Annotated in this window: 26 protein-coding genes; 19 read left to right on the top strand and 7 right to left on the bottom strand. The window is 49.4% G+C overall.

What is annotated here, in order from left to right:
• Positions 1-67: 67 nt before the first annotated feature.
• The 7 genes from gatA (at position 68) to WCY20_RS09310 (ending at position 6,906) form a co-directional block, all read left to right on the top strand.
• Complete coding sequence (gene gatA, locus WCY20_RS09340) at positions 68-1,405, top strand: Asp-tRNA(Asn)/Glu-tRNA(Gln) amidotransferase subunit GatA (RefSeq protein WP_345974612.1); 1,338 nt, start codon at positions 68-70, stop codon at positions 1,403-1,405.
• A gap of 15 nt (positions 1,406-1,420) precedes the next feature.
• A complete protein-coding gene (gene guaB, locus WCY20_RS09335; RefSeq protein ID WP_345974611.1) occupies positions 1,421-2,866 on the top strand; it encodes an IMP dehydrogenase in 1,446 nt (481 codons plus the stop codon).
• Between the two features lie 116 nt (positions 2,867-2,982).
• Positions 2,983-3,498 carry an RDD family protein gene (locus tag WCY20_RS09330; protein ID WP_345978246.1) on the top strand — a complete coding sequence of 172 codons (516 nt, stop codon included), beginning with the start codon at positions 2,983-2,985 and terminating at the stop codon, positions 3,496-3,498.
• Between the two features lie 9 nt (positions 3,499-3,507).
• Complete coding sequence (locus WCY20_RS09325) at positions 3,508-4,773, top strand: O-acetylhomoserine aminocarboxypropyltransferase/cysteine synthase family protein (RefSeq protein WP_345974610.1); 1,266 nt, start codon at positions 3,508-3,510, stop codon at positions 4,771-4,773.
• Between the two features lie 29 nt (positions 4,774-4,802).
• Positions 4,803-5,903 carry a homoserine O-acetyltransferase gene (locus WCY20_RS09320; RefSeq protein WP_345978245.1) on the top strand — a complete coding sequence of 367 codons (1,101 nt, stop codon included), beginning with the start codon at positions 4,803-4,805 and terminating at the stop codon, positions 5,901-5,903.
• Positions 5,896-6,093 (top strand): exodeoxyribonuclease VII small subunit, encoded by a 198-nt coding sequence (gene xseB, locus WCY20_RS09315; protein ID WP_345974609.1) that lies wholly within the window; start codon positions 5,896-5,898, stop codon positions 6,091-6,093. Before WCY20_RS09320 ends, xseB begins: the two co-directional genes overlap by 8 nt.
• Positions 6,094-6,108: 15 nt before the next feature.
• The gene (locus tag WCY20_RS09310; RefSeq protein ID WP_345974608.1) at positions 6,109-6,906 is read left to right on the top strand and encodes a carbon-nitrogen hydrolase family protein; all 798 of its coding nucleotides are present in this window, start codon (positions 6,109-6,111) and stop codon (positions 6,904-6,906) included.
• A gap of 14 nt (positions 6,907-6,920) precedes the next feature.
• On the opposite strand, the gene WCY20_RS09305 is transcribed toward WCY20_RS09310, so the two are convergent.
• The 3 genes from WCY20_RS09305 to WCY20_RS09295 form a co-directional block, all read right to left on the bottom strand.
• The gene (locus WCY20_RS09305) at positions 6,921-7,337 is read right to left on the bottom strand and encodes a hypothetical protein (protein ID WP_345974607.1); all 417 of its coding nucleotides are present in this window, start codon (positions 7,335-7,337) and stop codon (positions 6,921-6,923) included.
• A 6-nt stretch (positions 7,338-7,343) separates the two neighbouring features.
• Positions 7,344-7,652 carry a YdhR family protein gene (locus WCY20_RS09300; protein WP_345974606.1) on the bottom strand — a complete coding sequence of 103 codons (309 nt, stop codon included), beginning with the start codon at positions 7,650-7,652 and terminating at the stop codon, positions 7,344-7,346.
• Positions 7,653-7,962: 310 nt separating this feature from the next.
• A complete protein-coding gene (locus WCY20_RS09295) occupies positions 7,963-8,502 on the bottom strand; it encodes a J domain-containing protein (protein WP_345974604.1) in 540 nt (179 codons plus the stop codon).
• 160 nt (positions 8,503-8,662) lie between these two features.
• Here WCY20_RS09295 and WCY20_RS09290 point away from each other — a divergent pair, with 160 nt between their 5' ends.
• The 3 genes from WCY20_RS09290 to WCY20_RS09280 all read left to right on the top strand — a co-directional run bounded on the left by WCY20_RS09290 (position 8,663) and on the right by WCY20_RS09280 (position 10,466).
• Positions 8,663-9,235, top strand: coding sequence for a hypothetical protein (locus WCY20_RS09290; protein ID WP_345974602.1), 573 nt, complete (start codon positions 8,663-8,665; stop codon positions 9,233-9,235).
• A gap of 50 nt (positions 9,236-9,285) precedes the next feature.
• Positions 9,286-10,092, top strand: coding sequence for a phytanoyl-CoA dioxygenase family protein (locus WCY20_RS09285; RefSeq protein WP_345974601.1), 807 nt, complete (start codon positions 9,286-9,288; stop codon positions 10,090-10,092).
• Positions 10,093-10,178: 86 nt separating this feature from the next.
• Entirely contained in the window at positions 10,179-10,466 is a 288-nt protein-coding gene (locus WCY20_RS09280; protein WP_345974599.1) for a hypothetical protein, read from the top strand.
• Positions 10,467-10,574: 108 nt separating this feature from the next.
• Here WCY20_RS09280 and WCY20_RS09275 read toward each other — a convergent pair whose 3' ends face one another.
• Together WCY20_RS09275 and WCY20_RS09270 are read right to left on the bottom strand one after the other, a co-directional pair.
• The gene (locus WCY20_RS09275) at positions 10,575-11,285 is read right to left on the bottom strand and encodes a hypothetical protein (RefSeq protein WP_345974598.1); all 711 of its coding nucleotides are present in this window, start codon (positions 11,283-11,285) and stop codon (positions 10,575-10,577) included.
• An 83-nt stretch (positions 11,286-11,368) separates the two neighbouring features.
• Positions 11,369-12,478, bottom strand: a complete 1,110-nt coding sequence (locus WCY20_RS09270) for a hypothetical protein (protein WP_345974596.1) — start codon at positions 12,476-12,478, stop codon at positions 11,369-11,371.
• A 348-nt stretch (positions 12,479-12,826) separates the two neighbouring features.
• Between WCY20_RS09270 and WCY20_RS09265 the strand changes: the two genes are divergently transcribed.
• Positions 12,827-13,975, top strand: a complete 1,149-nt coding sequence (locus WCY20_RS09265; protein WP_345974594.1) for a tRNA pseudouridine(13) synthase TruD — start codon at positions 12,827-12,829, stop codon at positions 13,973-13,975.
• Between the two features lie 428 nt (positions 13,976-14,403).
• Complete coding sequence (locus WCY20_RS09260; RefSeq protein ID WP_345974592.1) at positions 14,404-14,634, top strand: hypothetical protein; 231 nt, start codon at positions 14,404-14,406, stop codon at positions 14,632-14,634.
• A gap of 1,508 nt (positions 14,635-16,142) precedes the next feature.
• Here the strand turns inward: WCY20_RS09260 and WCY20_RS09255 are convergent.
• Complete coding sequence (locus WCY20_RS09255; RefSeq protein WP_345974590.1) at positions 16,143-16,646, bottom strand: hypothetical protein; 504 nt, start codon at positions 16,644-16,646, stop codon at positions 16,143-16,145.
• Positions 16,647-16,799: 153 nt separating this feature from the next.
• Here WCY20_RS09255 and WCY20_RS09250 point away from each other — a divergent pair, with 153 nt between their 5' ends.
• Together WCY20_RS09250 and WCY20_RS09245 are read left to right on the top strand one after the other, a co-directional pair.
• Positions 16,800-17,471, top strand: a complete 672-nt coding sequence (locus tag WCY20_RS09250) for a ThiF family adenylyltransferase (RefSeq protein WP_345974588.1) — start codon at positions 16,800-16,802, stop codon at positions 17,469-17,471.
• An 84-nt stretch (positions 17,472-17,555) separates the two neighbouring features.
• Positions 17,556-19,364, top strand: coding sequence for a mechanosensitive ion channel family protein (locus WCY20_RS09245; protein ID WP_345974586.1), 1,809 nt, complete (start codon positions 17,556-17,558; stop codon positions 19,362-19,364).
• On the opposite strand, the gene WCY20_RS09240 is transcribed toward WCY20_RS09245, so the two are convergent.
• Positions 19,361-19,801, bottom strand: a complete 441-nt coding sequence (locus WCY20_RS09240; RefSeq protein WP_345974584.1) for a c-type cytochrome — start codon at positions 19,799-19,801, stop codon at positions 19,361-19,363. The genes WCY20_RS09245 and WCY20_RS09240 overlap by 4 nt on opposite strands.
• Positions 19,802-20,094: 293 nt before the next feature.
• Here WCY20_RS09240 and WCY20_RS09235 point away from each other — a divergent pair, with 293 nt between their 5' ends.
• Genes WCY20_RS09235 through WCY20_RS09215 form a run of 5 tightly spaced genes read left to right on the top strand, consistent with a single transcriptional unit; the run spans position 20,095 to position 25,556 of the window.
• Positions 20,095-21,231: a succinyldiaminopimelate transaminase gene (locus WCY20_RS09235; protein ID WP_345974583.1), complete on the top strand. Its 1,137-nt coding sequence runs from the start codon at positions 20,095-20,097 to the stop codon at positions 21,229-21,231.
• Complete coding sequence (locus tag WCY20_RS09230; RefSeq protein ID WP_345974581.1) at positions 21,228-21,722, top strand: hypothetical protein; 495 nt, start codon at positions 21,228-21,230, stop codon at positions 21,720-21,722. Before WCY20_RS09235 ends, WCY20_RS09230 begins: the two co-directional genes overlap by 4 nt.
• Entirely contained in the window at positions 21,719-23,026 is a 1,308-nt protein-coding gene (gene murC / locus WCY20_RS09225) for a UDP-N-acetylmuramate--L-alanine ligase (RefSeq protein WP_345974579.1), read from the top strand. The genes WCY20_RS09230 and murC overlap by 4 nt, the downstream gene beginning before the upstream one ends.
• On the top strand, positions 23,026-23,355 hold the full coding sequence (locus WCY20_RS09220) for a hypothetical protein (RefSeq protein ID WP_345974577.1): 330 nt from the start codon (positions 23,026-23,028) through the stop codon (positions 23,353-23,355). The genes murC and WCY20_RS09220 overlap by 1 nt, the downstream gene beginning before the upstream one ends.
• Positions 23,352-25,556: an endonuclease MutS2 gene (locus tag WCY20_RS09215; protein ID WP_345974575.1), complete on the top strand. Its 2,205-nt coding sequence runs from the start codon at positions 23,352-23,354 to the stop codon at positions 25,554-25,556. Before WCY20_RS09220 ends, WCY20_RS09215 begins: the two co-directional genes overlap by 4 nt.
• Positions 25,557-25,622: the final 66 nt, after the last annotated feature.

The following is a 25,622-nucleotide window of genomic DNA, read 5'->3' as shown; positions in this document are numbered from 1 at the left end:
GATTATTTTGGCACTCTCTCTGGCGGGTGTCTATGCTGTAAAAAAAGCTAAAAAAAAAGGATAATGTGTGATTACGCTTAAAGAAGCCCTTTCCCTATCAAAAGAGGAGTTGGCAGCATTTAAAGAGGATCTTAAAAAGAAGATCGAAGCAAATCCGGAGCTCAATGCTTACATTGATGTCAATAATGTCGGCGACGGTGTACCGATCGCGATCAAAGACAATATTCAGGTCAAAGAGTGGTCGGTAACATCCGGTTCCAAGATCCTGCAGGGATACATCGCACCGTACAACGCGACCGTGATCAACAAGCTTCTTGATGCAGGTATCTCACCGTTCGGCCGGACCAACATGGATGAGTTTGCGATGGGATCGACGACGGAGAGCTCATGCTACGGGATCACGCAGAATCCGCATAACCCCAACTGCGTACCGGGCGGCTCGTCAGGCGGATCGGCGGCAGCTGTCGGTGCGGGACTTGCGATCGCGGCACTCGGTTCCGACACCGGCGGCTCGATCCGTCAGCCGGCGGCATTCTGCGGTATTGTCGGCATGAAACCGACCTATGGCCGTGTCAGCCGTTACGGTCTGGGCGCGTATGCAAGCTCGCTTGACCAGATCGGACCGATGACCCAGAACGTTGAAGATGCGGCGATTCTCTACGACATCATCAGCGGTCATGACGTCAAGGACTCGACAAGTTATCAGAGCGATGATAAAGTCTCTGACAAACTTGATCCTGAGCGCAAGCTGACGATCGCGATCATTCCCGATCATGTCAAAGACGCCAGCGATGAGATCAAACAAGGGTATGCCAAAGCGGTCGAAGCACTGAAAGTAGCGGGCCATACTGTTGTTGAGAAGAGTCTGATGGACGGCAAGTACGACATCTCGGCTTACTATATTACGGCAACGGCTGAGGCGACAACAAACCTGGCACGTTATGACGGTATCCGTTACGGTAACCGCAAAGAGGGTGAAAACCTGAATGACCTTTTTGTCAAAACCCGTTCCGAAGGGTTCGGTGACGAGGTCAAACGCCGTATCCTGCTGGGGAACTTTGTTCTCTCAAGCGGCTACTATGATGCCTACTATGTCAAAGCGCAAAAAGTGCGTCACCTGATCAAAGAAGAATACGCAAAACTGTTTGCCGAAGTCGATTTGATCTTGAGCCCTGTCGCGCCGCGTACAGCGTACGAAGTCGGTGCTTTGGAAGACCCTCTTGAGATGTACCTGAGCGATATCTATACGATCTCGGTCAACCTTGCCGGTCTGCCGGCGATCTCTCTTCCGGTGGACAAAGCAGAAAACGGCATGCCGGTCGGTCTCCAGCTGATCGCCAATGCCTATGATGAGCAGACACTCTTTGACGGTGCGCTCAGTCTAGAAAAACAATTAAATTCATAAACCAAGGAAAACAAAATGAATATTCGTAAACGCGCACTTACCTTCGAAGACGTTCTTCTCATCCCAAAATACTCAGAGGTCCTTCCCAAAGAGGTCAACCTTGAGACAATGCTGACACGCAATATCAAGCTTAATATCCCGATGGTCTCTGCGGCAATGGATACCGTGACTGAGTACCGTGCCGCGATCGCAATGGCCCGTCTCGGCGGTATCGGTATCATCCATAAAAACATGGATATCGCGACACAGGCCAAGCAGGTAAGACAGGTGAAAAAGTCAGAGAGCGGGATGATCATCGACCCTGTATCTGTCAATCCCGATGCGACATTGAGAGAGGCCGATATCAAGATGGGTGAATACCGTATCAGCGGCGTTCCCGTCGTGGATGAAGACAACAAGCTGCTGGGTATCCTGACAAACCGTGACATGCGTTTCGAGAAAGACTATGGCAAAAAAAGCGGTGATGTCATGACCAAAATGCCGTTGGTGACCGGTACCAAAGGGATGTCACTTGATGATGCCGCCGATATCATGCACAAAAACAAGATCGAAAAACTTCCGGTTATTGACGATGAGGGGAGACTTCAGGGACTCTATACGATCAAAGATATCAAAAAACGTATCGAACACCCTAATGCGAACAAAGATGAGCTGGGCCGTCTTCGTGTCGGTGCTGCGATCGGCGTCGGTCAGATGGACCGTGCAAAAGCACTTGTCGAAGCGGGTGTTGACGTGCTGGTTCTGGACTCGGCACACGGTCATTCCAAAGGGATCATCGATACGGTCAAAGCGATCAAAGCGGAGTTGGATGTTGATATCATTGCCGGAAACGTTGCTACGGGCGAAGCGGTCGAAGCGCTTGCCGAAGCGGGTGCAGACGCCGTTAAAGTTGGTATCGGACCGGGTTCGATCTGTACGACGCGTATTGTTGCCGGTGTGGGTGTGCCGCAGATCTCTGCTATCGATGAGTGTGCCGCTGTCGGGCGTAAACTTGGCGTGCCTATTATTGCAGACGGGGGTATCAAATACTCCGGCGAGATCGCGAAAGCCCTGGCCGTGGGCGCAAGCTCTATTATGGCGGGTTCTCTGCTTGCCGGTACCGAAGAGTCGCCGGGCGACCTGATCAACTTCCAGGGACGCCAGTACAAATCGTACCGCGGTATGGGAAGTATCGGGGCGATGCAGAAAGGCTCACACGACCGTTATTTCCAGGAAGGTACGGCTGCTGACAAGCTGGTACCGGAAGGGATCGAAGGGCGTGTACCGTTCCGCGGATCGATTGCCGGTATCGTGCACCAGATGATGGGCGGTCTGCGCGCATCTATGGGATACTGCGGTTCAAAAGACATTGTGACGTTCTGGGAAAAAGCAGAGTTCGTCGAGATCACTTCTGCCGGTCTGAAAGAGTCGCATGTCCATGACGTTCAGATCACAGCCGAGGCGCCGAACTACCACGTTTAGCCACTGGCTAAACGCGATAAAATAATGAATTTTCAATGATGGATGTTGAATGAAGGCTTGCTTTTTTAAAAAGCCTGTCATTATAATAATGGCACTGTTTAATAGAACCGGGTGTGATGAAAAAAGAATCAAATAACATCCAGCATCCAACAGTAAACATCCGTTACGCCGGGTTCTGGGTTCGGTTCCTGGCAAGCTGGATCGATACTCTTGTATTGATCGTTCCGATAGGTCTGATCGTCTATCTGCTCAGCGGCGGTGCCTGGCTGGACTTTTCACAACTTTCCCAAAGTATTGCACTGGCACAGAGCAGTGCGCCTGCCGATGCACTGCAGACGATGCCAAAAGCAAGTATGAAGTGGGAGTCGCTGTTTGAACTGTTGGTCGCCGGCGTGACCATCGTTTTCTGGAAACGCTGGGCGGGCGCGACACCGGGCAAAAAACTGCTCGGTATTCACGTGGTTGATGCTGCCAGTTGCGACGATATTAATAACAAGCAAGCGATTATTCGCTATATTGGCTATATTATTTCAGCCATTCCGTTGGGGGCAGGGTTCCTGATGGTCGGGCTGAGAAAAGACAAGCGGGCTCTGCACGATCTGCTGGCTGAGACGGTTGTCATTTACAAATAAAGGATAGAGATGCATTTTCAAACAGAAGCGCTTCATGCCGGTTACGATAAAGACAACCAATCAACCATGGCGGTACCGATCTACATGTCCACGGCGTATGAGTTTCGTGATGTTGAACATGCAGCCAACCTCTTCGCGCTCAAAGAGCTCGGCAACATCTATACCCGTCTGAACAACCCGACAACGGATGTCTTTGAAAAACGTTTTGCCCAGCTGGAAGGCGGCGAGGCTGCCATTGCGACCTCCAGCGGGATGTCGGCGATCTTCTATGCCATTGCCAATGCCGCCGAAGCGGGCGATAACATTGTCTGTGCTTCCCAGCTTTACGGCGGTTCGCTGACGCTCTTCTCGCATACGCTGAAACGTTTCGGGATCGAGGCACGCTATTTTGATGTCCAGAGCCCGCAGGATGCCGAAAAGCTGATCGACGACAAGACGAAAGTGATCTTTTTTGAGACCCTGACCAATCCGAGCATCGATGTCGCCAATATCGCTGCGATCACCGAGATCGCGGACAGACACAATGTCCTGACCGTGGTTGACAACACCGTAGCGACGCCGGCACTCTGCCGTCCGTTTGAGCACGGTGTGGACGTTGTCGTGCACAGTGCAAGTAAATATACGACGGGCCAGGGGCTTGCCATCGGCGGGATCATGGTCGAGCGTAAAGACCTTGTCGAGAAGATCAGGGGCAATGCCCGTTATCCGCACTTCAACGAACCCGATACATCGTACCACGGGCTGGTCTATGTGGATGTGCCGTTGCCTGTTTACACCCTTCGCGCACGTCTTTCGCTGCTGCGCGACCTGGGCGCGGTGAGCTCACCGTTTAACTCATGGCTTTTTATTCAGGGTCTTGAGACACTCGCTCTGCGTATGAAAGAGCATTCGCACAACGCCTTGATGCTGGCGCAGTTTCTGGAGAAACATCCTAAGGTGGCCAAAGTCAACTACCCGGGGCTGCCGTCAAACAGCAACTATGCCAATGCGCAGCGCTATTTTGAGAACGGCCAGGCGAGCGGACTGCTCAGTTTTGAGGTGGCCGGTTTTGACCAGGCAAAAGCCATTGTCGATGCGACCAAGATCTTTTCACTGGTGGTCAATATCGGTGATTCGAAGTCGATCATCACCCACCCGGCATCGACCACGCACCAGCAGCTGTCGGATGCCGAACTTGCAGCCTGCGGTGTACCGGCAGGGTTGATACGTCTGAGTGCAGGTCTGGAAAATGTCAACGACCTTATTGCAGACCTGTCCCAGGCACTAGAGGCGTAGTCATCGAAGCAGTAAAAAGTCAAGCTCTCCTGCATCTGGAGACGCACACCGAGCACTTTACCAATCCGCTCTATCTTGAGAGCGGGCGTATCCTTGAGCCGTACGATATCATCTACGAGACCTACGGCAAGATGAACGAGGATAAGTCCAATATTATCGTGGTCTGCCATGCCTTGACGGGGTCGCATCATGCCGCCGGTTACTATGAAGGCGAACATAAACCGGGCTGGTGGGACGGCTTCATCGGGCCGGGCAAGGCGATCGACACGGATGAGTACTTTGTAATCTGTACCAATGTGGTCGGCAGCTGTTTCGGTTCGACCGGGCCGATGTCGACGATGTACCCCCATCAGGAGCCTTACCGCTATAAATTTCCTGTTGTGACGATCAAAGATATGGTGAAGGCGCAGCGCATTCTCTTTGACCGTCTGGAGATCCACCATGTCCACGCTATTATCGGCGGGTCGATGGGCGGTATGCAGGCACTGCAGTTCGCCGTGCACTTTCCGAAGTTTGCGACGAAAGTGATCTCGATGGCAGCCACCTATGCGACCCAGCCCTGGGCAATCGCTTTCAACAAGGTGGCCCAAGAGTCGATATTGTCCGACAGGGATTTTAAAAACGGTTATTATGATCCGAAAGATCTGAAAGAGAACGGGCTGCGCGGTATGGCCGTCGGGCGTATGGCGGGGCATATCAGCTTCCTCTCCCACCACTCGATGCAGGAGAAGTTCGGACGTGAGTACAAACTGACGGACGGCCTTTACGAGCTCTTCGGCCGCTTCCAGGTGGAATCCTACCTGGAGTACAACGGCCACAACTTTACCAAATGGTTTGATCCGCTTTCGTACCTCTACATCACCAAAGCGATCAATATCTACGATCTCTCACGGGGGTTCGATTCGCTTGAAGAGGCGCTTTCGCTGATACAGTCGGAGACCTATCTGCTAAGCTTTAAAAATGACATGCTCTTCTTAAGCGACGAGATGAAGGTGATCGCTGATATACTTGCCGGCAACCAAAGAGTAAAAAGCGACTATTTTGAAGTCGACAGCAACTACGGGCATGACGCCTTTTTGGTTGAGCTGGACAAATTTGAGGATTATGTGAGAAAGGCGCTACATGAGTGAAAAAACCGCAGAAGATTTTGAGATAAGACTGGAAAAGGCCAAAGCGATCCTTGAGAAGCTGATGAACCCTGAGATCACCCTGAATGAGAGCGTAAAAGCTTACGAAGAGGGGATGAAAGAGCTTCAGCAAGCGCAGAAGATGTTGGAAAATGCGCAGCTACAGATCGAACAGATCCGGACCAAACAGTAGGGTCAAAGAGAGAGCATGCCAATGAAAGTCGCTGTCCTACAACTTCAATCCATCGGCATGAGCTCGACCAAGCTTTACCACTTTATCCGCATCGCGCATAAGAAAGGGGTGAAACTGCTGCTTCTGGGCGAGTATATGCTCAACTCCTTTTTCAAGGAGCTCGAATCCACACCGATCTCGATGATCAAAGAGCAGAGCGAACACCACCTTGCCGTCTTAAAAGAGATGGCGCAGACGCACAACATGGTCATCGTCGCGCCCATCATTATCGTCAAGAAAAAAGAGCCCTACAAGGTGGTCGCCAAGATCTCGCCGAACTCGACCAGCTACTATCACCAGCAGTTCCTTATCAACTACAGCCACTGGAACGAAGAGAAGTACTTTGCCAACCCGATAGAGGGGATCAAAGCGCCGATGAGTTTCAGTCTTGACGGCGTGAGGTTTATGATCATGGGCGGTTTTGAACTCCACTTCGACGACCTCTGGTACTACACGTCGATGAAGAACGTCGACTGCGTGCTGCTGCCGACCATCTCGACCTTCGAATCGCACGAACGGTGGAAAGAGATCATCAAGATGCGCGCTTTTACCCACAACTGCTACGTCCTCCGGGCCAACCGCATCGGCGACTACAAAGAGGAGGGCTACACCTGGCACTTCTACGGCGACTCGGTGCTTGCCAACCCCTACGGCGAGATCGAAGAGCACCTCGGTGACAGCGAAGAGCTGATGATCACGGAGATCGATCACAAGAGGGTCGTCGAAGCCAGACGGAGCTGGGGCTTTAAAGAGGCGCTGAACAAGCGCCAGTAGCGTTGCTGCTTCTGTCAGGCATTTGCTTTAGAGCGTAAACCCCAAATAGACAATCCCACCGCTGCGAATGATGTTATGACAACCACGACCAGCATAGCGGTGACGACGAATTCGTTGAACGCATTGCCTTCCAACCCGTTCGAGGCAAGCGGCGTTGCCATGCCTGTACCGAGAATCGCACCGGCAAGGCAGGCAAGCCAATTCAGGTAACTCGATATCAACCAGGCCCAGTACATCGTCTTTGTCTGTCCGGTCGTCAGCGAGAACTCCTGAAAAACAGCGCCCACGGCTATTAGAAGCACACCGCTTAAAACACCGATCGTATGCGCTGACAGGCCCAAACGGGGTATGGCCATCTGCGAAACGAACATGCCCGATAGTAACGCCAGCAGCATGAGGATAAAACCGTGACGCATTATTTTCGTTTTCATACTAAACTACTCTGCAAGCGGACCGCGCTCCGGCCGTAAGGAAGTGAGCAGGTCGTAGACTTCCGGGCGAACCTCTGTCGCTTCGTAAGCGCTCGGTATCGTTTTCGCCAGTTCGGTCTCGCGAAATGCATCGAGCGCCGCCCGGGTCTCAAAGAGATAGATGCCGCAGACAGCACCCGTCGCCTTGTCTCTGCCGTAAAACTTCTGCACCAATCCGGGCACCTCTAGAAATTGCGGACGACGGTCCTCCATTCGACGTTCAAGCTCTTCGAATGCCAGTTCCGACTTTAAGCGGACAAATAAAATAGCAGCCATATCAACCCTCCTCAGATTGCTCTATTCTCTTCATTTCACGTCTCTGCAGGTGTTTTTCCACCTGCGTATATAACCATTATAAGACAGGCTATATCGCATATATCCCCTTACGATGGAAACAGTTGAAATATTTTGGTTTATGTTAAGCATCCGGTAAATGGCAGTCATTCGGAGAAACAACCGGCAGCAGCGGAGGGATCTTGTCAAGGTGTGACCGGACGTTGGTAGATTAAGACAATGGCCCGGCTCTGTTGTCTTTTATTGATCGACATAAGCGCTGCCTGCATTCGCACGTAGAACGCGGGAACGGTTATGAAACGAGCTCGAGCAGCGCGTCACGCGCTTCGGTGATCTGAACAAAATGGTCATGGCTGCCGCCGACGTCGGGATGCACCTTCTTGGCAAGCCGGCGAAAAGCGGCTTTGATCTTGGACGGCTCAAGCGTCCCGTCGGCCGGCAGCTCCAGCAGCTCTCGATGCTGCTTCTCATTGCATTGCTGAAAACGGTTCGGGCGCCGTCTGCGGCGTCCGTTGGCACGCTCAAGCTCTTCGAAAAGCCGCCCCTGGGCTTCACGGCGTTTTTCGAGAGATGCCCGGCGCAACGCCACCTGATCCTCCTGCCATCGTTGGTGGGACATGACGACACACGCAGCGAAGCTGATCCGGCCGCCTCTCTCGAGCTCGTCGAGGCTGAACGGCCCCACCATGTCGTAGGGCTCATCCAGCCAGGCCTTTCTGCTGTCGGAGCCGATTTCGACCCGGGCGATCGTCACCGTATCGCATATGCCGTAGGCGTCATTCCAGATGACCCACTGTTCTTCTTCCTCGGAGCACAGGTCGTTGTCATGCATGGGTCATCTCCTGTTTGAGGGGTTGAACGCGTTTTTAATGATATGCAATATACGTACCAATGCCCTAAAGCGCACCAGTGGAAGAGACGCCGGAGGTTGTGCCCTTAACGTCGGGAACACAATATGTATCTAAGACCCAAACAGACCAAAAGAAGCAGTTATGGCCACTAAAAATACCGAATTGTCGGAATCTTTACAAAAAAGTATCGATCTCATGGCAGATTACCAGGCGTATGCGCTTGGTATCAACCGGGATACACCCTTCTTTGCACTGAAACTGCCGCAAAATTTCGCACCCGATCTGGACGAACCTCTGAGCTGCGAATTCAAGCCGGCCATGTTGAATGTCACCTATCACGGGCAGACTTTCGCACTATGTGTCGTGCAGTTCCGTCTTAACGGCAGAGACAGCCTCGTCTGCAGTCTAAACCTTGACCTGATGCAAGACAGAGAGCATGCGGTTGCCCGGGCACTGTTGAGAATGCAGGAGTACGGCGTCATGCTCGTCACCGAAGAGCTGCACCGTGCCATGGAGTTCAAGGCAAACTTCGTGGGTACGTTTAACCCGATTGTCGTTTTGGAAGAGACGGTTCAACAGGCAGACAGTGATGACAAAGCCCTCTGCCGGGAGGTCTATTCGGGAATCGCTTCGCAGTTTGAATCAGCTTCGGATATGTGGTATTCATTTGAGAGTATCGCACCCGCACACCACCGCTGGTATGCGAAGATGTGAAAGCCAAAGAGTTGAGTGAGTACGGAAGCCGACCGGCGGAGAGGGAAAAGATGCGAATAGCCCCTTTAGCAAAAGGAAGACTCTGGTTCGAATATGAAAATTATAAACAGCATGCCCGTTTTCTGAATCTTTCAAAAAAAGAGAAAGAGATCGTCGAACAGTTCAAAAAAGAGGGGTGCTACCTTTACAAAAATGCCATCAGCGATGATGTCATTGACAAGATCGATAATGCGGTAGACGAATGGATGATCGACAATATATCCGGATTGGTGGCCAATAAAAAACCGGACGGAACCTACCCGAGACTCATCGGTCTGCATGAAGAGGTGCCTGCCATACAGGCGCTGTTCTCAAACGAGGTGACGCTCAGGCTCCGGGAGCTGCTGTTCGGGCGCGGAAAGTCACTCTATACCAGTATCACTTTTTTGCAGGGAAGTCAGCAGGCACTGCACCGGGATATCCCTGTTTTTAATGTTTCGCCCGACAACTTCTATTTCAGGATCTGGTTTGCACTGGAAGACGCGACATTTGAGAACGGGACATTGACAGGGGTGAGAGGTGGCCACAGGGTGGCTGCTGACAAGTACAGGATGCCGCACAGGTTCTACAGCCGTTTTGAGGAGATCCCCGAACAGGACCCTGTCCTGTGGCGAAAATATCAGGATGCGTTAAAGCAAAAATATGAAGCAGCGGGTCTCAGAGAGGAGAAGATAGAGTTGTCCAAAGGCGATCTGCTTATATGGCATCCTCTTTTCCCTCACGGGGGAAGCAAAATTGAAGACAAAAAGTCGAGCAGGCGGTCCGTTGTCCTTCACGTAACGGAGATTCCTCCGTTTTCGCAGACCGTCAAAAAGTGAGCTTGTTTTGTTCCCCTTATGCGTTATGACTTTCACCCGGTTTTTATACAGGAACGTTTTTTGTATACCCAAAGAAAAGGAATTCTATGCAGATAAAAAACTACCCGAAAGTCGTCTTGTTAAAAGGAAACGGTCCCATTACGGTTAACAGTGAAATGATGGAACTGATTACGATCACATTGTCGCACGGCCTGATCGGCCTGCCCCTCAAATCTTTGCGTGCCGAGAGGGTCTATGTAGTAAGTGATATGACCAGGTTTTGGGAAGTCCACAAAGAGATCAAAGAGAAACCCTGCTGCTTTGTCTACAGCAATGAGACATTGGATGAAGAGGATTTAGAACGTATTAAAGCTGATAATATCAGTTTTATTTGACAGCGCTGTTTCAAAGCGTATAAAAAGAGTGTAGGCATATAAAACGTTTAAAATGAGCAATCAAAAAATCGCTCGCGGATTCTTGATTGACTCCTCTAATTTGTTATCTCATTTGATATCATTGATAATTGTATTAATATACCCAAATTTTTTACTTCTTTGCAAATAGTTGGGATGATATGTTCTATAGCATGACGCATTGAATGATGGAATTTCAATTTTAGCAAGTTCTCGTAAGGGGGTATTTTCGTTTAGTGGCTTAAATGTAACTTGTTGAAATGTTTTTTTTATATACTTGTCATAGTTCGGACCAGTAAAAAAAATAACTTCTGTAGGTTGTAATAACGCAATTTCTTGTATTAATACAGAACTAGTGTTAGTAATAAATTCATTAGCTATGGCTAAATTTGCTTTTTTTAAAAATGATCCTCCATCGTAACTAGACCTGAACAAGTTTGTCCAAAGAACGTTGGACTCAAAGCCAGTATTTTCTGATCCCGATAAAGAGGTTCGAACAAGCCTAAATGCTTTCCAAAATGGACTTGACTTATGTCTATAATTCTCTCCAAAAGAAAATCTTTCGTAATTTTCAATCATTGAACTTATTGCTTTTAGCTCTTTAAAATCTGAAAGATTACGAATTTTTCCCCATTCCCAACCAAGAGTTTCTTGTCCAATGACTAAAATCCTTTTATTGGAATTAACCCATTTTGCTGTAGTACTGAGAAGAAGAGGCGGTGAAATATGAGTTTCATCAATCCCATGAAAATTTACTTTTAACAAAGTTTTTTCATATAAAGATGCTAGTTGTTTATTCATTATATTGCTTTCATGATAACGTTTAAAATGAGCAGTCAAAAAGCCGCCCGCTGATTTTTGATAGGCTCCACAGTTTTGTAATATTATTTTTTGATTCTTACTACATCGTTTAGGAAATCGTTATTTAAAAGCTGTTCTAAACTTTCCCTAGCCTTTTCTTGTTTTGTACAATTCTGGTCGGAAAGCATTCTAATATTTTCGTTAAGTAAAGCATCTGATGCTTGTATTTTTATCTTAACTGCATTAGTGACTTCTTGAAGACGATTTGTACAAATTTGTACAAAAGAATTGTTGATATTTTTGTTATGTGCCAAGTACGATAAACATATTTGTGTGAAATCATCAGCCTCATTTATATTTTCAAAAATTTTATAAACTGTACTGGCAACTTCGTTGATATGATCGTCACTTCTATGAATAATACTATCCCCAACAACCATAGCACTGGTTTGACCTGTTGTAATTAAACCTCGCGCATTTGCCATACCTTCATTTATGGCTTTCTTATTTAGTTCTCTACTAAATTTTTGGTTTTCAAGCTCAGCTTGTTTGGTTTTTAGAATATTAATCTCATCGTCAGTCTTCCCAGTAGTATTTGTATCTTCTACCTGTTTGATTTCTTCCGTGAGTTTATCAATTTCTTTTTGAATGGTGTCAACTTCTGCTTGCATTTCGCTAATAGATTTTGCGACTTCTGTAGTACCTACAGTTGTAATTGTTACTGGTGGCACTCGTACAGTTCCAGTTAATTGTTCAATAGCTAATAAAGCGATCATACTTCGCTGATATCTTCTAGCTGCAATACCATATTGTGCCTTATCAAGTGCACCGTTCGCATATGCTTCACAGTTCCGATACATTGCATCACGAAGCAGCTGAATACTTTGTGTACGAAGCCCAATGAAGGAAGTTCCTTCTTGTGACGATGTAGCCAATTTTAATGCAGCTTGTTCAGGAATTTTCCCTTCCAATGCCAACTGCATGGCATAGGCAGATAATGCGTCTGGACTGGGCTCTGAACATACCACTGTTCTGTTGCTCTCATTTTGAACAACAATAATAGCTCGTTGCTTGGCATCAATGAGCTGGCCATTCCCATCATTAACATTAAAATCACGTGCTATTGAGTTCAAACGTGCACATCCCGAAAATAGCATCATGGCTAATAGGGCAATCATAGCTGTATATTTCACGATTTCTCCTTTTTATATAACTATTTAATATCTGACATGGTATAGCTTTTAACCTGATATCTCCTCAATATCTAACAAAAAATATGTTCTTGTATTTTAAAATATTTGTCAAGATGCAATATTTCTATATTGTAATTGATATTTTCACTGATAAGATAATCATTTTTAATGTCTAAATATTGGTTTTAAGGCCAATATCTTGACAAAGTGTAGGGATATTTGCCGATTTAGACAATATCCGTACATTTTGTCCGGTATTTGAAAGATGATCATTGGAAGAAAAAAGGGTTGACAACCTCATGTTTTCATCGCAGACAGTACAGTGGAAATAAAAGATATAATACGCCCATGAAACGCAAATACATACAGAACCATAATCCCGTGACATTCAGCTTTAAACCGACCCGCGAGGATTTCATCGTCGATGAGATCCCCCTTTACGAAGAGGGCAAAAGAGGCAATTACCTGCATCTGCACATCAAAAAGACCGACATGTCCACTATGGAGATGATCGCCGTTCTGGAGGAGCAGACTAAGTTCCACAACATCTCCTACGCGGGATTGAAGGACAAGTACGCGACGACCACGCAGTACATCTCGATGCCGGCCTCGTATGAGAAGTATTTTGCGAAGTTCAAGCACCCGCAGATAGAGATACTCGACTCGTTCCTCCATAAAGAGAAGCTCAACATCGGTGACCTCAAAGGGAACCGCTTCAAGATCCGCCTTCACGACGTGACGCCGAAAAGTGCCGAGAAGCTCGATGAGGTGCTTCAGGAGATCGTCCGTCAGGGGATGCCGAACTACTTCGGGTACCAGCGTTTCGGGCAGGACGAAGACCACTTCGAGAAGTCCAAAGAGGCGGCGCACGGCTCCAAGGTCTTCCGCGACCGCCGTCTGAACAAGCTGATGACCAATGCCTACCAGTCCTACCTTTTCAACGACTGGCTGGACGAACGGGTCCGTCTCTGCCGCGATCTGGACTACATGGACCTGGATCTCTTTGAGAAGAAGTGGGGGCTTTCGACCGAAGAGGTCAAACAGCTTCAGGGGCAGTCCTCCATCTTCAAGGTGCTTCCGGGCGAGATCATGCTCGACGTTCAAAGTGGCAAATGGGTCAATGTCACCGACCTCCAGTCGGTTAAAAAGCCCTACAAAGAGCGCAAGCTTCAACCGACGGGACTGCTGGTAGGTAACAAGGTGTGGCGCTCGCGCGGCGCGGCCGGTGCGATCGAAGCACGTCATGACGATGACGAGGTGACGATGGCCGGCGAACGCCGCGTCGCCTGGGTCTACCCCAAGGAGATAAAGTCGAAGTACCTCAAAAAAGAGAGCGTCTATGAGCTCTCTTTCGCACTGCCGAAAGGCTCCTACGCCACCGTGCTTCTGGAGAACCTCGCCAACCGGGATATAGAGGGCGTGCACGAGCCTAAGAAAACGAAGAAGTCTGCTTCTTTCCGGTTCGATGATCCGGATGATTACGATGATGAGTATTAGGATTTAAGGGGTAAAGACTTATATTGTGTCTTTGAAGTTTGTTGAACAATTAACTTTTATTAACCATACTCTTTCCTTTTTACGTCGCAAAAAAGGAAACGAAAAAGCTCTCGTGACGGCTTCGCGGTCGGCTAGCTGCCGACTGCTTTCCTTTCAGTCCTTCACTCGCTAAAAACGACAAAACTCCCTACGGTCAAACATTGCCGTTTTTTTAACGCTCCTTCTCTCCTTACAGTCAACGCTGCAGATGCCACGAAAAGAGCTAAGCGGTGACGCATTGATTTGAAATTAAAAGCTGATGCTTTTCAATTCGGCTACGCCTCATTGTACGGAACATCAAAATTTTTACACAATTTAAAATGTCAAAGAAGTTGATGTTGTGATGCGTCCGGAGATTAATTCCGGCAGAAGTGACGGAATGCCATCTGTTGAAAGGTGAAAGTTTTGGCAGTGAATTTTGGCCGAAGGGTATAGCTCTTCTTTCTTTTCCGTCAGGTTTCTTTCTTGAGCTAGCAAGAAAGAAAAGTGACATCCCTGCTATCAAAAAATATTCAAAAGAAGTTGTGCTGCTCAGATTTATTGAGGCGGAGATGCCAAAGATCATGAGCTTTATCGATCATACTCTTTCTTTTTTCACGATGCGGAATTTTACGATGTGACATTTAGTGTCACCCTGCATAGAGCTTTAGCTCTTTAAGTTCCGCCCTGTGCGGCGCTTTAGCGCTGTGTCGCCGCAAAAAAAGTAAGCAAAAAAGCTCTCGAATCGGCTTTACCCGAGGGCATTTCCTTTGGTCACAGCCCGACACGCTGTCGGGTACCTTCTTTACACTCGCTCCTTCCTAAAAACTGCCGCACCGATGCTTCGCATAACGGTTTGGCGCGTCGGCTAAAAAACGCAAAGAAATTTGCCTTTTTTTAACGCCTTTGGCACTCCCTAGCTCAGACAGCGTGATTTTCTTAACGAGTAAAATAGAGTTCCAGCTCACTCTGCAGATGTTGTGAAAAGAGCCAAACGGTGACGCATTGATTTGACTTTAAAAGCCGACGCTTTTCACAATGCGGCTTCGCCTTCTTGTGCAGAGTGATGGACTTTCTCGCAATTTTAATTTTTCATTGAAGTTTGTGCTTTTTACACGTCAGAACATTAATTCCGGCAGAAGTGACGGAATGCCATCGGGAGAGAGGTGAAAGTTCTAGCAGTGACTTTTGGCCGGAGGGTATCATCTTCTCTTTTTTCCGTCAGGTTTTTCTCTGGATGAGCAGAGAAAAAAGTGACATACTAGCTATCAAAACTCATTCAAAAGAAGTTGTTTAGCTTAGATGTATTGTGGCGAAGATGTAGGAACGAATGACTTTTGTCTCCTACACTCTTTCCTTTATCCAATTTTGTATTTTCAGTAATGGTTGTATTTCAATATGCGTCATGGCATTAATTCCGGCAGAAGTGACGGAATGCCATTTGTTGACAAGTAAAAGTTCTAGCAGTAACGGTATCCGTCAGGTTCTTGCCCTTTTCTTTTTTGGTTACTTCTTCTTTTGGGCACGCAAAAGAAAAAAGTGACATTACTACTATTAAAAAGCATTAAAAGAAGAAGGTAGACTTGCAACAATGTTGTGAAATTGTTAGAAATAACAAATATTCCTGACTTCTCTCTTACTTTTTTACGCCGCAAAAAAAGTAAGCAAAAAAGCTCTCGAAACGGCTTCGAGCCCGACAGGCTGTCGGGTACCAAGCCTACGATATATTCCATCCTAAAAACGCATGGGTCACTACGTTCAATGCGTTTTCTTAACGGAAGTAATATACCTCCGGCTCGCTCTGCAGATTTTTCGAAAAAGAGCCAAGCGGTGACGCATCTATTTTTAATTTAAAAGCTGACGCTTTTCAATTCGGCTTTGGCTCATTGTGGGCAGTAACAGACTCTCATTTGATTTTGTATTATCAATGAAGTCTGTATTTTTTGTGCGTCAGAGATGAAAGTCAAAGTTTGAGCAGTAACTTCTGGCCGGAGGGTATTGCACTTTCTTTTTTCCGCTAGGTTTTTCTTTGTGCACGCAAAGAAAAAAGTAGCATCTCTAGCGATATGAAGTAATTAAAAAAGTCTAAAAAGAGAAAGAATATCTATTGGCGGAAGTGAGTATGCGTATATAAAGTTGAGATCGAAGATTACTCCTCTTCGATCATATGGTCGAGAATATAGAGCTGAATCTCTTTGGCAGGCAGCTCTTTGTCAAGCGCTTTGCCGTAGAGACGGGAGACCTGTTGATGGTGCTTCTCATAGGCAAAATGCGGATAGTGGTTATGCCACGCCTCTTTGATGATCTTCAGTGAGACACGGTCAACAAGCCACGCCTTGAAGATGGAGTAGGTGCCGAAGAAGAAGCCGGTGAAGATCACCGCCGCGATGATGAGCAGATGGCAGTCGATCTTGGCCAGCTCTCTGTGAAAGAGGGCGCTCAGCGGCAGCAGGATGACGTGCCAGATGACCAGAAAGACAAGGATGTTCCGACCTATCCTGACGCGGGTGCCGGGTATCTTCCCCTCGAGGTTCAGACCGTCATCGTACATCTTGTTGGCTTTGAGCAGTTCGCGAAAAAGCAGGGGCTCGTTGTTCCTGGCGAACACAAAGGGCACAATATACTTATCAACAAGTTCTAATATTTTATTCACGTCGGGACTCTTTTATTGGTTGGTAGCCGTATTATACCGATGAAAAGGAAAATCTTTTTAAAAGCGTCCCAATCTTTAGTAAAAGAGTAGGATTGCTGCTAATTTTAGAGCAGACATGCTACACTAATCCACTTGCAAAAAAGGTGTAAAGCGATGTTGAAATATTTCCATAGACAGGTGCAGTTGTGGGGCGAAGATACCCAACGTTCTCTTCAGGAGAAAAAGATCGCCATTATCGGCAGCGGCGGCCTCGGCAGCTCTCTGGCCTTTGCTCTGGGCGCATCCGGCATCGGCGAGATCCATATGGTCGATTTTGACGAAGTGAGTCTGCACAACATCCACCGCCAGATCGCATTCAAAACCGGCGACGAGGGGAAGAACAAAGCCCGTATCAACGCGCGGATCATCGAAGAGCGCTGCCCTTATGTCAAAGCGGTCGCCCACGAATGCGATTTCGAGACCTTTGCCAAGATGGGGATCGAGGTCGACCTGATCATCGATGCGACCGACAACCTGCCGACACGCGGTGCGATCAACGCCTATGCCAAATCGGTCGACACCCCGTGGCTCTACGGTTCGGTCGAAGCCTTTAACGGGCAGGTCTGTTTCTTTGAAGAGGCCTCATTCGAAGAGGTCTTCAAGATCACGCAGAAGACCCCGGCCGGCATCGCGGCACCGATCGTCATGCATATCGCTTCGCTGCAGGCCAACCTGGCACTGCGCTACCTGGCCGGTCTGAGTGTCAAAAAAGATTACCTCTACTACCTCTTTTTCAACGACGAGGGCGAATTGATCACGCAGAAGTTCGGGCTTCCCAAAAGCTGACCTCTGTTGAGGAGAGCAGAACATTTTCAAAGTTTTATGTTATCTTGATTACAATGTGTGATACTCACAATCGGAAGTACTCTTATGAAACAGACGCTTTTGCTCCTTCTTTTGACACTCTCTCTGCTTGGCAACGACTTTTTTGACGATTTTTTTACCCAACAGATCGAACTTGAAAGACAGCTCGAAGATCAGAATCTCAGCAGTGACACCTTGGAAGAGATCCTCGTAGAAGAGGACAGGCTCTTCAACCAGTTCTTCGTCGATTACATTACCAAAGATAAAAAAGAGGGCGGGTTAGAGCAGGACCTCTACAGCAGCGAGATATTCAGGCTCAAGCGCCGCATCCAGGCGAACAGTCAGCGCGGCAACACCCTGGCCATCATGCGTGACGAGCTGAAACTTGCCACATTCGCTCTCAAGCAGAACATATGGAGTACGATGGAGCAGGTCGTTCAGGCTGTGAAACTGGACTCCTACAAAGCGTTTGCGGCGCGGCTGCAGGAGATCATTGAAAAACGCCATGAAAAAGAGCCTTCCATCGATCTGCAGAAATATGCTTATATCCCGAAGATAGCCGATCCCGATCCGTTAATGCTGAGTGTCAGGGCGAATCTTGACGAGTACCGTTATATCCAAAACATACACAACACCCTAAGTGCCGAATTGATAGAAAACGCGAAACAGGTCTATAAGGCCGGTGCGGTCTATCGCTACGGGATCCTCTCCCTGGCGGTCATCATCAACGATTCCGATGTGGCCAGAGCCGTAGACCCCTATCTGGATTATGTCTATCTCAGCAGTGCCAAGCTTGTCTACATCACGGCGATTCTCTTTGTGATATACGTTGTGGGCAAGACCATCGTCTTTGTCCTGCAGCGCCTGCTCTATTTTGTGAGCAGCGACGAGGAGGATATCTGGTACGTATTTGAACAGACCACCCGCCCTTTTACGGTGCTTGTCATCATACTGGCATCCGAACTGGTCTTTACGGTCTACTCCGGCTTCAGCGATGTCTCGTGGGTCATCACCCTCTATAACATCGCCTATGTCTTCCTGGTTTCGTTCCTGGTCTATCGCCTGGGCAATGCGATCGCTGTCGTCAAGATGGAGCAGCTGCACAGCAACAAGTTTTTTAGAAACGAGGTCGTTAACCTCGGGTTGAAAGTGCTGAACGGTCTGGTGGGGCTGACAGCGCTGATCATCATCCTGAAAATACTCAATGTGAACCTGACGGCGATCCTCTCCGGTCTTGGTATCGGCGGTATTGCGGTCGCTTTTGCCGCGAAAGATACGATTGCAAACTTTTTCGGGTCGGTCTCCATCCTTTTGACAGACCTTTTTGAACAGGGGGACTGGATCGCTGTCAACGATATGGAAGGTACCGTCGTCGAGATCGGTCTGAGGGCGACGACGATCCGGACCTTTGACAACGCCCTGATCGCTATTCCCAACTATAAACTCGCCGATAACGGTATCAAGAACTGGAGCCGGCGGACCATGGGCCGCCGCATCAAGATGAAGATCGGCGTGACCTATGAGTCTGATATGGAGAAGATCAAAAAAGCGATAGCGGAGATCAGGGAGATGCTGCAGAACCATCCGGGTATCGTGACGGAACGGACCGAGTATTTGAGCAGTGAACGTCAGAAGAAACTGGTCTCCAAAGAGGACCTCAAGGGGATCAAACGCCTTATTATGGTCTATCTCGATGCGTTCGGAAGTTCAAGTATCGATATTCTGGTCTACTGTTTCAGCCGTTCGGTAATCTGGAGCGAGTGGCAGGAGGTCAAGGAGGATGTGCTCTTTAAGATCGCCGAGATCTTAAAGGCGAATGATCTGGATTTTGCCTACCCGGCCATGACAATCCACCAGGCTGCGCCGAAAGACTAAAGCGTAGCGATATATTCGGAGATCGCCCGGATCTGCGCTTCGCTCAGGCTGCTTGCCTGGCCTTTCATAATGGCTTTCATATTGCCGCCGTAGGTGCCGTTTTGGTAGCCTTTGAGCGCGTTGATACTCTTCTCTTTCTCCCACCCCGCAATGATCTGCGACTTGTTGAGGGCGGCTTTCTCACCATGCTGGCCATGACATGAAGCACACTTCTGGACGAAAAGAAGGCGGCCGTTCTGCGGTGTCTCCGCCTTGGCCGATGGTGCCGGTTCCGTACTTTGAGGCGCTGTTTGCAGCGGTTCCTTTTCAGCGGAAGACGGCTCTTGCTTCACAGGAACGTCAGACGGTGATGCCGCTTCTTTTGTTGTCGCATTTGAGCGGTTGTCGCTGCAGGCACCCAAGAGAAGCATAAGCGTTATTAAGAGGGTCGGTTTCATAGTTTTTTCCAATACGTTTTAGTATGCGGAAGATTATAACATCGCACTTCTTAGAGAGTTGGGGCAATGTTGAAATGTTAATGCAGGTTTAAGGGCACCTTTAAAACCCAGGACAGCTTCAGCGATAGAGAAGAGACGCGGCGAGGGTTTCTGGAAGTGCCCCTGGTTTTACGCTCGAAAAAGTATCATCGTCTTCTTCCTCGGAAATGTGCCTCAGTATTGTTAGAGATGCCCAAAAGAAAAAAAAGGGTATAATCGCGATTACATAGAGAGACTAAAACATTAGAGCAGACATGAGATTTGAACCCTATCCATTTGAAAAACTGAACACACTTTTGGCGGATATTGCGCCCAACCCTGAGCTTGATCCCATTCTTTTGACGATCGGCGAGCCGCAGTTTGAGACCCCCGCGTTTATTCAAAATGCCCTGAAAGAGAGTACCCCGCTGCTTAAAAAATACCCTAAAACGGCGGGCGAAGAGTACCTGCGTGACTCCATGCGCAACTTTCTTTCACGCCGTTTCGGCGTGACGGTAAGCAACGCGCAGCTTGTCCCATCGTTCGGGACAAGAGAGGTGCTTTTCAATTTTCCGCAATACTTTCTTTTCGACAAGAAAGAGCCGGTCATCGCTTTCACCAACCCCTTCTACCAGATCTACGAGGGTGCCGCGATCGCCAGCCGTGCAAAGATGCATTTTTTAAATCTGGATGAATCCAACGGCTACAGACCCGAAATGGACGAAGCGCGCCTGAAAGAGTGTGATCTTGTGATCCTGAACTTTCCGAACAACCCGACGGCATCATGCCTGAGCCTCGAAGAGCTGGGCGAATGGGTCAAGCTGGCGCTCAAACATGACTTCGTCCTGGTCAACGACGAGTGTTACTCGGAGATCTATACCGACAAGGCCGTGCCGTCGCTGCTGGAAGCCTCCGTGCATGTGGGCAACAGCGACTACACCAATGTCCTGGTCATCAACTCGATCTCCAAACGCTCATCGGCGCCGGGACTGAGAAGCGGATTCATCGCGGGGGATGCCGAGATATTGAAGGGGTATATGGAATACCGTACCTATGTCGGTGCCGCCTCGCCGCTGCCGCTGCAAATGGCTGCGGCAGCTGCCTGGGATGAGGAAGAACATGTCGAACGTTCCCGCGCTGTCTACAGACGCAATTTTGAACTGGCACAAGAGATCCTCGGTGTCGCCATGCCCGAAGCGACCTTCTATATCTGGCTCAAAGTCGACGATGCGATAGAGATGACGAAAAAGCTCTACCGCGACTACAACCTCAAGGTCCTTCCGGGCGAGTACCTGGCGCGAACGGATGAGAAAGGCGAGAACCCGGGCCGCGGATACCTGCGTATCGCCCTGGTCGAGAACGAAGCGAAGACAAAAGAGGCACTACTGCGTATTAAGGAGGCATTGGCATGAACGAAGAACTGAAAGAGAAGATATTAAAAGCACAGCAAGAGGGCAGTATCGCCGGGTTGTATGTTCTGGAGGCCCAGGCGCAAGAGGCATTTGACGAGCAGGAGCTGATCGCCTATTATGCCAACATTTTAGACCTCGCCCTGGAGAACCTGACGGACGCACTGGAGTCGGCCCGTCAAATGGATATCACCGAAGTTCAGGACTTCGCGACGCTCCGTGCGCTCTACGAGTATGCGATGGAACATTACAGTGCGGGTAAAAAGACAGATGCTTCGGCACTGTTTGAGATCCTGTCGGGTCTCTGCAGCGACAAGACCTTCTCTGACGCGATGAAGATGCATCAGGCCGGTGCCGATTCGGGTATGAGCATCGATGCCTTTGTTGAAAAGATCGGCGACGTGGACGCAACGCACCGCGCCGGCAACTTCTATATCTCCGAGTTTAAGAAAGATGCCCGGAAGATACTGGATGCCGAAGGGGGGAAACAGTGAAGATCCATTTTATCGGCATAGGCGGCATCGGCATCTCGGGACTGGCGCAGTACATGCACTTCAAAGGGCATGATATTACCGGCTCGGATGTCGCCGATTCGCGTATTGTAAAGATCCTGCGCGACAAAGGGATCGAAGTCACCATCCCCCACAACAAAAAGGCGATCGAGGAGCAGGAGCTGGTGATCCACTCCGCCATTATCCGCGGGAACAACCCCGAAGTCGTTGCGGCAAAAGAGAAGGGGATCAAAGTCCTGGCACGTCGTGAGGCGCTTCTGGACCTGCTGCACGAACAGAAGGTCTATGCGGTCGCCGGAGCACACGGCAAGAGCACGACGTCGGCGATCCTGGCTGCGATCATGGACGGTTCCGCCATTATCGGGGCGGAGTCAAAAGCGTTCGGTTCCAACGTCCGCTATGACGATACCTCCGATCAGCTCATTTTTGAAGCCGATGAGAGTGACGGCAGTTTCCTGAACGCCAACCCCTACTGTGCGATCGTGATCAACGCCGAACCGGAACATATGGAGTACTACAACTACGACTATGAGCTCTTCTACGACTCCTACCGCAAGTTCATCGCTTCGGCAAAACTGCGTGTCATCAATGCCGAAGATGCGTTTTTGAGTACGATCGAAGGCGAAGCGATCCGTCTCTACCCGAGCAAAGATATCAAAGATATCAGGTACCTGCTTATCGATGACGAACCCTACACCTCTTTTACGCTGAAAGATCTTGGAAGCTTTAATGTCTGGGGCTTTGGCGAGCATATCGCCATCGACGCCGCACTGGCTATTCTGGCGGCCCATGAGAGCATGGATATCGAGACGATCCGCATCCGCCTGCTGCACTTCAAGGGGATCAAAAAGCGCTTTGATATCGTTGCGAAAGGGGATGAGGCTGTCATCATCGATGATTACGGCCACCACCCTACGGAGATCGCGGCAACGATGGGTTCCGTGCAGGAGTACAAGAGACTCAAAGGGATCAAACGGATCACGGCCATCTGGCAACCGCACAAATATTCGCGTACCATTGACAACCTTGACGCCTTCACAAAATGTTTTGAGGGGGTGGACCGGCTCATCATCCTGCCGGTCTGGGCCGCGAGCGAAGCCGAACAGTTTATCGACTTTGAAAAAGAGTTCGGCGGGTATGACCTCACCATGATGGACTACCTTACCCGCGACGGCGACAGTGTCAACCTCTGTAAACACAATGAGGTCATCGAAAGCCTGGATGAGGGGATCATCATCGGTTTCGGTGCCGGCGACATCACCTATCAGCTGAGAGGAACAAAGTAATGGCCTATATCTACGGCTTGATCATAGTTGCGCTTTTCTTTGCCGTGATGCACTTTTTTACGGAGCTTGACCTGAAACAAAAAATGGGGGCTACCGTCTTGACCCTCTCTTTCGTGATGGCTGCGCTCTATTACAACACGCTGCAAAACGCGAAGGCGGAACATCTTCGTGATGTGATGCTCCGTTTCAACCAGGGAAAGAGCCTGCAGTGCGGCGACCTGGAGGTCGACAAGCAGAACTTTACCCTGAGCGTGGGGACGCAGACCTTTATCGCCAAAGAGCAGACGCCGTACTCCGGCAAAATGGTCGTAGCAAGTGACTGTGAATGAGTCTTAACGCGCTGATCGACCGTCTGGACCTACACGGCCATATCGACTCTTTTAACGGCTTTCTCAGCCGTCATAAGCCGCTCTTTATCGAGGGCGATCAAGAACGCCATTTTAACTATATCGAAGCGCTGGACAAACTCTCTTTCAATGCCCCGCCGAAAGTCGACTCCTTTCATATCATCAAAGCCCATCTCAAAAAACAGGGCATTATGCGTTTTGAACAGATCTTTGAGATCATCAAGGTGGTGCGCTATTTCCGTTCGCTCAAAAACAACGGCTACGAGGGTATTATCGGTGAATGGCTGAAGAAGATCGAGATCCCCGAACGTTTCGGCGAAGAGGTGGAGAGCTATTTTGACCTTGAGGGAAACTTCAATGAAGAGCTTGACGAAGAGCTGTACGGACTCGGACAGCGCATCAAAGCCATCAAGGATGATATCAACGCCTCGATGCGCCGTCTGCTCTACCACTCAAAGCTCTCTTCCTATCTGGTCGATACGCAGATCCACTACGTCAACAATGAAGAGTGTCTCCTGGTGCGCGGCGGTTTCAACCATGTGCTCAAAGGCCAGGTGGTCGGCCGTACCGGCGCGGGCTTTTTCTACGTTGTTCCCGACGCGCTGAGCAAAAACCGCGAGCAGATCAGGGTTGTCGAGACGATGCGCGAGGTGAAGTTCTATGAGTACGCCAAGCGCTTTTCGAAAGTCCTCTCCGAGCTTCTGCCTTTTATCAGCTTTATCGACAAAGAGTTTGACCGTTTCGACCACTACCAGGCCCGCGTCACGTTTGCCAGGGCGAAAAGTCTCAGTATCATCAAAGCCGAGCGAAGCAGAGAGATCAGGCTTGTCGGTTTCGAACATCCCGCACTGCACAAACCGAAACCGGTCAATGTCGATTTTTCGAAATCGGTGCTGATGGTGACCGGGGTGAACGCCGGCGGTAAGACAATGCTTTTGAAAGCGATACTCTCCGCGGCGGTGATGGCCAAATACCTGATCCCGATGAAGGTGAACAAGCATAAATCGGTGATCGGAAACTTCAAGCGCTTTGAAGCGGTCATCGACGATCCGCAGAATGTCAAAAACGACATCTCCACCTTCGCCGGGCGGATGCAGCAGTTTGCACAGCTTTTTTCGCAGAACGAGGCACTTGTCGGCGTGGATGAGATCGAACTCGGTACCGACAGCGACGAGGCGGCGGCACTTTTCAACGTCATACTTGACGACCTGATCGCCAAGGGGCAGAAGATCGTCGTGACGACCCACCACAAACGGCTTGCCGCCCTGATGGCGGACCGCGATGACGTGGAGCTGATGGCGGCGATCTACGACGAGGAACACCGCCAGCCGACCTACGAGTTTCTGCAGGGTATCATCGGCAAATCCTACGCCTTTGAGACGGCACTGCGCTACGGCATCTCCAACGCCGTGGTCGAACGCGCCAAAAAAGTATACGGCGAGAACCATGAAAAACTCAACCTGCTTATCGAGAGAGGTTCCGAGCTGGAGCGCGCCTTAAAAGCGAAAAATGCGCTGCTGGATGAAAAGCTCGCCGAAGTCGAGGCCGAAGAGCGCAGGCTCAAAGAGCAGAGAGAGCAGCTTGCTCTGAACCTTGAAGCCGAGCGCGCCAAGCTCAAAGCGAGCTATGCCGCGTCGATCGCGATAGCCAAAGAGGCGGCCCGTCTCACTGATGCCAAAGCGATCCATAAAAAGATGAACGAAGCCAACATCGCACTGCCGAAGCAGGAACCCATCAGGAAAAATGAGCGCTACGATTTCAAGGTCGGCGACAATGTCAAATACCGCAGCGCCAAAGGAACCATTATCAGCCTGAAAGAGAAAGAGGCGATGATCGAAGTGGAGGGAATGCGCCTGCGTGTCCGGCGCGACGAGCTGCGTCCCTCAGGCAAGCCGCCCAAAAAGAGGCCGAAGACGGAGGTCCATCACAAGATCGAACGCCGCGGCAGCCTGAGGCTTGATATCCACGGTCTTCGAGCCGAAGAGGCGGAAGAGAAGATGGACAAGTTCCTCTCCGACGCACTGATCGACGGCTGGAACGAGGTGGTGATCTATCACGGTATCGGTACCGGCAAACTCTCCTATGCAGTCAAGCGCTTTCTGAAAGCACACCCGAAGGTCAAGTCCTTTGAAGACGCGCCGCAGAACATGGGCGGTTTCGGTGCCAAAGTGGTACGGCTGTAGAAAGGCAGGGAATGAAGAGTTTACACGAGACGATCTTCTCAGCTTTGAGAGAGGTACCATCGATAA

Source organism: Sulfurimonas sp. HSL3-7 (assembly GCF_039645985.1).
GTDB lineage: Bacteria > Campylobacterota > Campylobacteria > Campylobacterales > Sulfurimonadaceae > Sulfonitrofixus > Sulfonitrofixus jiaomeiensis.
Note: the sequence above shows the minus strand (reverse complement) of the source record. Positions and strands in the feature narration are given on the sequence as shown.

What these genes read in the sequence shown, in the direction of transcription:
- WCY20_RS09240 (WP_345974584.1), bottom strand. Translation starts at nt 19,801, where the DNA reads ATGAAACCGACCCTCTTAATAACGCTTATGCTTCTCTTGGGTGCCTGC.
- WCY20_RS09300 (WP_345974606.1), bottom strand. Translation starts at nt 7,652, where the DNA reads ATGGCTGCTATTTTATTTGTCCGCTTAAAGTCGGAACTGGCATTCGAA.
- WCY20_RS09305 (WP_345974607.1), bottom strand. Translation starts at nt 7,337, where the DNA reads ATGAAAACGAAAATAATGCGTCACGGTTTTATCCTCATGCTGCTGGCG.
- WCY20_RS09280 (WP_345974599.1), top strand. Translation starts at nt 10,179, where the DNA reads ATGCAGATAAAAAACTACCCGAAAGTCGTCTTGTTAAAAGGAAACGGT.
- WCY20_RS09325 (WP_345974610.1), top strand. Translation starts at nt 3,508, where the DNA reads ATGCATTTTCAAACAGAAGCGCTTCATGCCGGTTACGATAAAGACAAC.
- xseB (WP_345974609.1), top strand. Translation starts at nt 5,896, where the DNA reads ATGAGTGAAAAAACCGCAGAAGATTTTGAGATAAGACTGGAAAAGGCC.
- WCY20_RS09295 (WP_345974604.1), bottom strand. Translation starts at nt 8,502, where the DNA reads ATGCATGACAACGACCTGTGCTCCGAGGAAGAAGAACAGTGGGTCATC.
- WCY20_RS09310 (WP_345974608.1), top strand. Translation starts at nt 6,109, where the DNA reads ATGCCAATGAAAGTCGCTGTCCTACAACTTCAATCCATCGGCATGAGC.
- WCY20_RS09245 (WP_345974586.1), top strand. Translation starts at nt 17,556, where the DNA reads ATGAAACAGACGCTTTTGCTCCTTCTTTTGACACTCTCTCTGCTTGGC.
- WCY20_RS09250 (WP_345974588.1), top strand. Translation starts at nt 16,800, where the DNA reads ATGTTGAAATATTTCCATAGACAGGTGCAGTTGTGGGGCGAAGATACC.
- WCY20_RS09285 (WP_345974601.1), top strand. Translation starts at nt 9,286, where the DNA reads ATGCGAATAGCCCCTTTAGCAAAAGGAAGACTCTGGTTCGAATATGAA.
- WCY20_RS09290 (WP_345974602.1), top strand. Translation starts at nt 8,663, where the DNA reads ATGGCCACTAAAAATACCGAATTGTCGGAATCTTTACAAAAAAGTATC.
- WCY20_RS09220 (WP_345974577.1), top strand. Translation starts at nt 23,026, where the DNA reads ATGGCCTATATCTACGGCTTGATCATAGTTGCGCTTTTCTTTGCCGTG.
- WCY20_RS09235 (WP_345974583.1), top strand. Translation starts at nt 20,095, where the DNA reads ATGAGATTTGAACCCTATCCATTTGAAAAACTGAACACACTTTTGGCG.
- WCY20_RS09265 (WP_345974594.1), top strand. Translation starts at nt 12,827, where the DNA reads ATGAAACGCAAATACATACAGAACCATAATCCCGTGACATTCAGCTTT.
- guaB (WP_345974611.1), top strand. Translation starts at nt 1,421, where the DNA reads ATGAATATTCGTAAACGCGCACTTACCTTCGAAGACGTTCTTCTCATC.
- WCY20_RS09330 (WP_345978246.1), top strand. Translation starts at nt 2,983, where the DNA reads ATGAAAAAAGAATCAAATAACATCCAGCATCCAACAGTAAACATCCGT.
- WCY20_RS09275 (WP_345974598.1), bottom strand. Translation starts at nt 11,285, where the DNA reads ATGAATAAACAACTAGCATCTTTATATGAAAAAACTTTGTTAAAAGTA.
- WCY20_RS09230 (WP_345974581.1), top strand. Translation starts at nt 21,228, where the DNA reads ATGAACGAAGAACTGAAAGAGAAGATATTAAAAGCACAGCAAGAGGGC.
- WCY20_RS09215 (WP_345974575.1), top strand. Translation starts at nt 23,352, where the DNA reads ATGAGTCTTAACGCGCTGATCGACCGTCTGGACCTACACGGCCATATC.